Source organism: Sporolactobacillus sp. KGMB 08714 (assembly GCF_036598985.1).
GTDB lineage: Bacteria > Bacillota > Bacilli > Bacillales > Sporolactobacillaceae > Sporolactobacillus.
On the sequence record NZ_JAUUBW010000003.1, the window covers coordinates 111,261 to 120,128 of the forward strand.

General features: G+C 46.9%; 6 protein-coding genes. 4 read left to right on the forward strand and 2 right to left on the reverse strand.

Annotated features, from left to right (window positions below):
* Window positions 1-729: 729 nt before the first annotated feature.
* Window positions 730-1,329, reverse strand: a complete 600-nt coding sequence (locus tag Q6A92_RS02565) for a sigma-70 family RNA polymerase sigma factor (RefSeq protein WP_332236946.1) — start codon at window positions 1,327-1,329, stop codon at window positions 730-732.
* A gap of 866 nt (window positions 1,330-2,195) precedes the next feature.
* Between Q6A92_RS02565 and rfbA the strand changes: the two genes are divergently transcribed.
* The 4 genes from rfbA to rfbD all read left to right on the forward strand — a co-directional run bounded on the left by rfbA (window position 2,196) and on the right by rfbD (window position 5,564).
* Window positions 2,196-3,071 (forward strand): glucose-1-phosphate thymidylyltransferase RfbA, encoded by an 876-nt coding sequence (rfbA, locus tag Q6A92_RS02570; protein ID WP_274399870.1) that lies wholly within the window; start codon window positions 2,196-2,198, stop codon window positions 3,069-3,071.
* Window positions 3,072-3,137: 66 nt separating this feature from the next.
* The gene (gene rfbC / locus Q6A92_RS02575) at window positions 3,138-3,701 is read left to right on the forward strand and encodes a dTDP-4-dehydrorhamnose 3,5-epimerase (protein ID WP_274399991.1); all 564 of its coding nucleotides are present in this window, start codon (window positions 3,138-3,140) and stop codon (window positions 3,699-3,701) included.
* Window positions 3,701-4,723 carry a dTDP-glucose 4,6-dehydratase gene (gene rfbB / locus Q6A92_RS02580; protein ID WP_274399871.1) on the forward strand — a complete coding sequence of 341 codons (1,023 nt, stop codon included), beginning with the start codon at window positions 3,701-3,703 and terminating at the stop codon, window positions 4,721-4,723. Before rfbC ends, rfbB begins: the two co-directional genes overlap by 1 nt.
* Complete coding sequence (gene rfbD / locus Q6A92_RS02585; RefSeq protein ID WP_332236947.1) at window positions 4,713-5,564, forward strand: dTDP-4-dehydrorhamnose reductase; 852 nt, start codon at window positions 4,713-4,715, stop codon at window positions 5,562-5,564. The genes rfbB and rfbD overlap by 11 nt, the downstream gene beginning before the upstream one ends.
* Before the next feature lie 863 nt (window positions 5,565-6,427).
* On the opposite strand, the gene Q6A92_RS02590 is transcribed toward rfbD, so the two are convergent.
* Window positions 6,428-8,413: a methyl-accepting chemotaxis protein gene (locus Q6A92_RS02590; RefSeq protein WP_332236948.1), complete on the reverse strand. Its 1,986-nt coding sequence runs from the start codon at window positions 8,411-8,413 to the stop codon at window positions 6,428-6,430.
* Window positions 8,414-8,868: the final 455 nt, after the last annotated feature.

Consider the following 8,868-nt stretch of genomic DNA (forward strand, 5'->3'; position numbering starts at 1 on the left):
CGGATGATGAAGTCCGTTCCTGCCTGTCCATTCATGTGATCGTCCGTATTCTGCTTGATGCATAACGCCATCCGGACGAATGAGACAAGATGTATGAGTGATAAAGGTAAGATTGAATAAAGCTAAGAGGCATGTGTCCTGTACATGACAGGATTCATGCCTCTTTTTAAATGATAGGAATCGGGCCATATCTTGAAACGAGAAAGGAAAGAGATCGTAAAAAAATTTCCTTTTTTAAACGGCAGAAGACCTGCATTCCCGTGCCTTTATATCGAAGTTCTGAAAAATCCCAATGTTAAGGTATTTTCGAGTAAATAGCAGCATACGTCATGATGAAATAGGCCATCCAGTCAGCCTCCCTATTGAAATCTTCAAGAACCCTGCTGTCATTTTTCAGAATCCGCGATTCACCGACACATTTTCCGTTGTTTAATTAGTAAAGAGCTGTTTGCATTTTGTGGGGCAGAAGGGAAACAACCATAAAGCTGTAATCAGGACTGTTTCCATGAGAAATTCCGATTGCCGAAAATCTTTATTGAGAGGCTCAGTGAACCGTTTTCTGTTCAAGAGGGAACGGAAGTTGTGGCCGGGTGGAAGAGAAAGAAGGAGCATGACTTCGTATATTACATTAAAAAATCTTCAACTCAACCTCAATTTAGCTCTATAGCGGCAATGATTCAGAATATACCTGAATTATCTCCGTGCAAACATTATTTTTGAAGCATTCTACTAGTTTCTTTGCAGCAGCGAGGTTCTCAAAGGTTCCAGTTTTTTTCGCAATGTTTTTTTCCAGGAACGGACGGTGTGTTCTGAAACCCGGGCTGCTTCGGCAATCTGTCTTGTATCCCAGTCTTTGAAAAGGGAGAGATGCAGGTACTGACGTTCACGGGGGCTGAGCAAAGAGAGAAAACCGTCGACGAGATCGTGCAGCTGTTTTTCAGTTGATCGTGAAGAGGAGTCAGAGTCAGGGTAATCAACAGTTTCTTCATTTATAATGGGCGTTTCGCGGCTTGTCAGTTTGCTTACTTTTCTGAGCCTGTCCGACAGTCTTCCGCACATTGTTGCTGCAGCAAAGGCAATGAAAACATGTTCGGGAGTCTTATCGCGGCCTACCTTGGCCGGATCAAATAAACAATTGGCTTCCCAGAAAGCGATCCGTGCGATCTGCATCAGATCTTCCCGGTCCGCCGCACCCTGAATATGGCGGGCGTAGCCGGCGGCATAGCGCCGTACTGTGCTGATAATCATCGGCTCGTATTTCTTCAGCAGTCTTTCAAATGCGCGTTCGGACGGTTCGCCGGGGTCTGCGAAAAAATCGGTGAAGGACATAGGAAGGTCTCCTCTCGGAAATGAAGTGGATTGAAAACGGAAGAAGTGAAACGAAGGATCAAGGCCGTGTCGGGGATGAAACGATGAGACAGGAAATTTAACGGCCCTTCTATATTGTATGTAGAAGGGGGACACGGAAAACGGCGGATAAATTCTGAGATTTTTAAAAGAGTATCCTCCGGCATGCTGCAGACTGTCCGGTCGTAGCGTGAATGCATCATCCCCTCCTTTGAAAGATGAGGCGAGCGGCAATATACTCCTTTTGAGAGGCGATATCGTGCGCGGTCAAGGAAAACGTCTGATATTTTTCGTTGGCTTTTCTGCGAATTTATATAAAACTGTGATTAGAAGTATCAGCAAACCTTAGATATCAACAGTAAATCGCTGCTTATCACCAGTAAAGTACAAAATATCGATACAGAATATCACTAAGACGCAGAATATAACAGCCAAGGAACCAATAAGTGCGAATAATCGGAATGACAAGAGGGCTTTCAGAAAACCTGAATCGTTCCCCTTCGTCGGCAACGAGGCATTCATCATAACGGCCGAAGCGTTAAAACCTCGGATCACCGTTTTTGCCGGCTTGGGTGAGTAAGAAAGGATCATCCTATTTTTTATTGAAAACCTGGAGATGTGCCGATGACGCCGGAAAAAGGATCACCCGGACGATTGGCAAAAAGAGTCTGTCTTTCTGAAACGGCGTCGCCAGGTGTCGTGATAATTTTTAAATATATGATACTGGCCCTTAATTTTATATCTTAAAAAATGTATACTATAGGAAGCGTTTATGTTTTCCCGTTAAAATGAAGGATCATCACTTCTATACACTGCATCTTTTCTAATATAAAGGGGAGCGTGGTTTTTTGAAGGGCATAATACTGGCCGGCGGCAGCGGAACGCGGCTCTATCCGATCACTCGTTCAATTTCGAAGCAGCTGCTTCCGGTTTATGATAAACCGATGATTTATTACCCTCTGTCTGTTCTCATGCTGGCGGGGATTCGGGACATTCTGATTATCTCAACGCCGAAAGATACGCCGCGGTTTAAAGAGTTGCTGGGCGACGGTTCGGACTGGGGGCTCAGTCTTCAGTATAAAGTGCAGCCGAGTCCCGACGGCCTGGCGCAGGCGTTTATTCTGGGGGAAGACTTTATAGGCCGTGAGCCGGTTTCGCTTATTCTGGGCGACAACATTTTCTATGGACACGGTTTTACCGATATTCTGCAGAAAGCCGCATCGCGAAAGTCCGGCGCCACGGTGTTCGGCTATAACGTCAAAGATCCGGAGCGGTTCGGGGTGGTGGAATTTGATGAACAGGGCAGGGTCATTTCCATTGAGGAAAAGCCTAAAGTTCCGAAATCCACATATGCAGTGACCGGCCTCTATTTCTATGATTCCCAGGTGGTCGACATCGCTAAAAATATCCGGCCGTCGGCGCGCGGCGAGCTGGAGATCACGTCGGTGAACGAGGCCTATCTGAAACAGGGAACATTAAATGTGGAACTGCTTGGCCGCGGCTTTGCCTGGCTAGACACGGGAACCCATGAGTCGCTGCTCGACGCTTCGCTGTTCATTCAGACTGTCGAGAAGCGGCAGAGTCTGAAAGTGGCGTGCATTGAAGAAATCGCCTACCGGATGGGTTATATTGATGAAGAGAAGCTGTATGAACTGGCCCAGCCGCTGAAGAAGAACGGCTATGGCAAGTATCTGCTGGATTTACTGAAAACAAAGGTGAAGTAAAGCGCCGGACCGGATACCGTTCGGAGCTTCATTATCTTATAATGGCGGTGTTGTACGATGTCAAAGATTAAAGTAACGGACACATTTTTAAAAGGCGTCAAGGTGATTGAACCGAAAGCCTTCGGGGATAACCGCGGCTTTTTTATGGAAAGTTATAATCAGGCGGAACTGGCCGAAGCGGGCATACATATCGATTTTGTGCAGGACAATCAGTCGCTGTCGAGTGAAGCGGGGATTGTCCGCGGCCTGCACTATCAGCTGAATCCGAAGTCGCAGACGAAACTGCTGCGGGCGCTGACCGGGGCGATTCTGGATGTCGTCGTCGATATCAGAAAGGGCTCTCCGACATTCGGCAAATGGGGCAGTTTTATTCTCAGTGAATACAACCGACGCCAGCTGCTGATTCCGAAGGGCTTCGCTCATGGTTTTTGTACGCTGACGCCTAATGTGAATGTTTTTTATAAAGTGGATGAGTTCTACGCACCGGAACAGGACCGCGGGATCCTCTGGAATGATCCGGAGATCGGCATTGACTGGCCGGTAAGCGATCCGATCCTGTCGGAGAAGGACAAGCATCATCCGTTCCTGAAAGATGCGGAGATCAATTTTGAATTGGGAGCTGAAGACTGATGAGACTGCTCGTGACCGGAGGCGCCGGTTTTATCGGCAGCAACTTCGTGCATCATATGCTCCGGTTTCACCCGGACGACACGATTGTCAATTATGATCTGCTCACCTATGCGGGCAATCTGGAAAATCTGAAAGATGTGGAAAACGCTCCGAATTATCACTTTGTTCGCGGCGATATTCGCAATCGCGAACTTCTTGAATATGTTATCGATCATTTTGATAGTGACACGATCGTGAATTTTGCGGCGGAGTCGCATGTCGACCGCAGCATCACCGAGCCGGATGTATTCGTTAAAACCAATGTTCTCGGGACGCAGACTTTGCTTGACGTCGCTAGAAACAGAAACGTAAATAAGTATCTGCAGATTTCGACCGATGAAGTATACGGATCGCTCGGAGCGGACGGCTATTTTACGGAAACGACCCCGCTCGCGCCGAACAGCCCGTATTCCGCAAGCAAGGCTTCGGCGGATCTGCTGGTACGGGCCTATTACGAAACGTACGGCATGAACGTCAATATCACGCGCTGCTCGAACAACTACGGGCCGTATCATTTCCCGGAAAAACTGATTCCGCTGATGGTGACGAACGCGCTTGAAGGCAAGGAACTGCCGGTGTACGGCGACGGCAGGAATATCCGTGACTGGCTCTTTGTCGAAGATCACTGCCGGGCAATTGATCTGGTGCTTCACAAAGGAAAATCCGGAGAAGTGTACAATATCGGCGGCCATAATGAAAAACGCAATATTGATATCGTCGAGTTGATAGTCGACACGCTCGGCAAGTCCCGCGATCTGATCAAGCACGTCACCGACCGCCTCGGGCACGACCGTCGCTATGCGATCGATCCGACAAAGATCGAAACGGAACTCGGCTGGAAACCGGAGCACACGTTTGAAACCGGCATTAAAGAAACAATCCAGTGGTATCTCGACCATGAAGACTGGTGGCGGAAGATCAAGTCCGGCGAATACATGGATTACTACAAGAAACAGTACGGAGCGAAGAGCTATGTCCAATAAGGTCATCGTTACCGGCGGTCACGGTCAGCTCGGTACGGAACTGACGATCATGCTGCAGAAGCGGGGCTATGAAACATACGGACTTGGCCATCAGGAGCTGGACATCACGAACCTGGATCACGTCCGTCGGGTGTTTCAGAAAATCAAACCGGATGTCGTCTGCCATACGGCGGCTTATACGGCTGTCGATCAGGCGGAAACCGATCGCGACGGGGCTTTTCTCGTCAATGCCTATGGGACCAGAAATGTCGCTCTTGCTGCCGAAGAAGTCGGGGCGAAACTGGTTTATGTCAGCACCGATTATGTCTTTGACGGAACGAAAAAGGGTACCTATTCTGAATTCGATCCTCCGGCACCATTGGGTGTGTACGGGCAGTCTAAGTATGCGGGGGAGCAGTTTGTACGTGCCTTTCATTCGAAGTTTTTTATCGCCCGGACATCCTGGGTGTACGGTTCGTACGGCGGCAATTTTGTCAGGACGATGCTGAAGCTGGCTGCTGACCATGACCGGCTGAACGTCGTCGATGATCAAAGAGGCTGTCCGACTTTCACGAAGGATCTCGCGGCGAAAATAATTGATCTGTTTCAGACGGATCGTTATGGGACCTATCATGTTTCCAACTCCGGCAGCTGCAGCTGGTACGAGTTTGCCCGGGCAATTTTTGAAATCAAGGGGATTTCTATTCAGGTGGATCCGTGTACCACGGCAGAATTTCCGAGACCGGCAAAACGCCCGGAAAACTCGGTATTTGAACATATGGCGTTAAGACTCAACGGCTTTGAAGACGTAAGGGAATGGAAACAGGCTCTGAAAGAGTTTCTGAGCTCAGGGTCTCTGTAAACGTTAGCGAAGAATCAGCTCCTGAGCTGAATAGTTTCATTTCTATAAGGATGACTCCGATTCACTTCGTAGATTTCGGGGTCATCTTATTTTTTTCAGAGATTGAGCTATATTCTTTATTTAATATTAGCTAAAAGCAGGGTGTTCAATTATTTCCTTATATTGTATATATTTAACATTGATCACTCATTCTACATTAATTTCTTTATTTCAATATAATATAAAAAGAGAATACACCTGAAAGCTGATCATTACTGCGTACATCTTTGTTTTGAGTTGCCCATTCGCTTTATATCCGCCTTCCTAAATATAACATTGAAAGGTTTGTATAATCGGTGTCATCCCATACATTCCTCCAAAAAGCGCTGATAACTTTTCATTGGGTATTTTAAGATCACTTTTTTCCATGATTAGGAATTCAAAAATGGCAGTAAAACAACCTGAGATATAGGGAACAAACTGCGCTGGTCTAGCTTCTCCAATCTGATATAATTTAAATTCTCATTTTGCTGGTTTTAACCATCAAACATTTAATTTTTTAAAAGCTGACGAAACGGGTCAAATAAAAATTTTTTAGCATGCTTTTGGTACATTGATCTATTTAGGAACTTCTGAGTGATTCATTAGAGCCTTGTCATACCGGTGTCTGACGCTTCTTTCTGATAGAATCAGTGAATGGAAAATTACGGGGCGGAAAAAGTGTGTATTTCTCTGATGAGGAGGCTACGATCATGTATTCTGTCTGCTGAAAATAATTATCCGCTATTGATGCCGATGGGATTATGACACAGTAAAAATCCTCCCTGAATGAGGAAGGACATTTTTTTGATTTGCTGTTCCTTTTGAGACGGTCTAACAATCGTTCAGGCGTTGATTTTAAATGCGGCTACAATCTGATTGAGCTCATCTGCAATTGTTGAAAGAGCGGTTGCGCTGTTAGCCACTTCCTGCATTGAAGCAGATTGTTCCTCCGTAGCCGCTGAAACATTCTGCACATTTGAGGATGTTTCAGCAGCCAGTTCTTTTATCGGCTGAAATGCGGCAAGCGAATGAGCCGTCGAGGCGGATATATCCTGGATAGCTGCTGTCACATTTTTGATTTGCTCACTGACGGTATTGACGAAAGACTCAATCGTCTCAAAGGACTTTCCGCTTCGATTCACCGCTGTCATGCCCTTTTCAACTTCGTGGATCCCGTCTTCCATGGATACAGTGACTTCTTCGGTATTCTTCCGGACAACAGAAAGAATGTCGTTAATCTGATTGGCCGATTGTGCGGATTGTGCGGACAATTTTTGAATTTCCGCAGCAACGACGGCGAATCCCTTCCCGTTTTCCCCGGCACGGGCCGCCTCGATAGCTGCATTTAGTGAGAGAAGGCGGGTCTGATCTGCGATATCATTAATAACATCGATAATCTTGCCGATTTCCTTGGATTGTTCGCTCAGATGGTTAACTACTGCGGACAGACTGTTGACCTTAACTTTGATTGTTCCCATCTGATTCGCGGTAATTTGCAGAGCGCCCTGTCCGTCTTGCACGATCTGTCGGGATTCTTCCGATGTACGGGCAAGATTCTGGGTCCGTTCGGTAATTGAGCCGACGGCTTGATTCACGGCTTTCGCTTCTCCGATCAGCTTGTCCACATTGCTTGTCTGTTCATCGGCGGCCAGAGCAATCTTTTGAATCGAGCGGGCAATTTCATCGGAAGTCGCTTTGTTTTCCTCCGTGGAAGCGCTCAGTTCTTCTGAAGACGCGGCCAGTGTTTCCGATTTGCTGCCGATCGTACGAACGACATTTTTCAGCGAATCCGTCATCCGGCGGACACTTGCGCCTAATTGTGCAAACTCTCTATTGGATGCTGTCTCTGCCCCCACTTCCTGAGTAAAGTCATTCTTACTGATTTTCTCAAAGATGGTCACCAGCCCGGCCGTCGGTTTCAGTATATATTTTCTGACGATCAGCCAGACAAGTATGGTGACAATAATAATGGTAATTAGAGCAAAGAGACCGATATTCACGAGAAGCGGCGTGACTGTGCGATTAATCTCGTTAAGATTCATGGTGCCGCCGATAGTCCATCCGGTCAGCCGGTTGGTTATAAAATAAACATGCTGGTTGTTCTGAAATAGATTTCCGGATGACTGTCCGGCGAATCTTTTGGCCAGTCCGGCAGGCGCTTTGCTGCCGCTTTTCACCCGGCTGCCAGCGACCCAAACCTGGTTCTTGTCAAGCAGAAAGGCGTAACCGGATTCTCCCACTTTCACTTGGTTGACAATTGCACTGATGTTGTCGAGCTTAAGGTCTATGCCGATAACACCGCTCCTGTCAGACGTGGTTTCCGCAATCGTGACCGTCATGGTATTGGATCCGTCGGCAGAAAGATAGGGTGCCGTAATGACTGGTTTCCCTGCATGTTCCATTGCCAGTTTATACCATGGACGGGTACGGGGATCGAGACTCTTTGGAATTTTGGTTGTTGCAGGAAGAAAAATCAGCGTTCCCTGCCGGTCTGCCAAATAAAGGGCCGCTTCATCCTGATCGACACCTTGTATGTCGCCGAGTGCGCTTTGTATTTCCTTAGGATTTTCTATTTTACCGGACAGGCTGCTGCTCAGCTGTGAGACAATATGCGTCTTTCCCTGAATAAACTGTGTCAGGTTCTTGTCCAGAAACTGCAGGCTGTTTGCCGCACTATTGTCAAGCTGTTCTTGAGAAGACGCTCTGACATCTCTGTAAATGAAAAAGCCAATCAGAAGATTCGGTACAGCGATAATGAAAACAATAAATAAAATGGCAAGAGTGCTGAGGCTAGGGGATCGGTGCTTATTATTCGTGATATGTGACACTTGTATCTCATCCTCCACAAGATATTAATAATGGCGTGCCGTTGCTGATTTCTATAAATTCGGACACTAACATTCACTAATATCGTACAAAAACGGCTATTGTTTAATAGTCAACGGAAAATATCACTTTAGGAATCAACATTTCGGAGGAAAGATAGTGAGACGGCAGCTGAAAAAATGTATAAAGGCTCGTGGGGATTTCTATCAATACAGGAAAACAAGAAAAGCAGGCCGCCTGTGCCACGGGCTCACGGGTAATTTTTATCGACCGTTTGGAGCAGTTTATCGGCCGTCGCCGCGAGTTTATCGACCGTTCGGGCAGTTTATCAGTCAACGTACCGGTTTAATCGGTCGCGGCAATATTATCGGTCATTGTAGCGGTTTAATCGGTCGCCGAATCCAGGTTTTCGGTCGGCACAGTGGATTTAATGATCGGCCCCCGGGTTTTCGGTCAA

Coding starts and splice junctions, on each gene's coding strand:
- Q6A92_RS02565 (WP_332236946.1), bottom strand. CDS start 1,329: ATGTCCTTCACCGATTTTTTCGCAGACCCCGGCGAACCGTCCGAACGC.
- rfbB (WP_274399871.1), top strand. CDS start 3,701: ATGAGACTGCTCGTGACCGGAGGCGCCGGTTTTATCGGCAGCAACTTC.
- rfbD (WP_332236947.1), top strand. CDS start 4,713: ATGTCCAATAAGGTCATCGTTACCGGCGGTCACGGTCAGCTCGGTACG.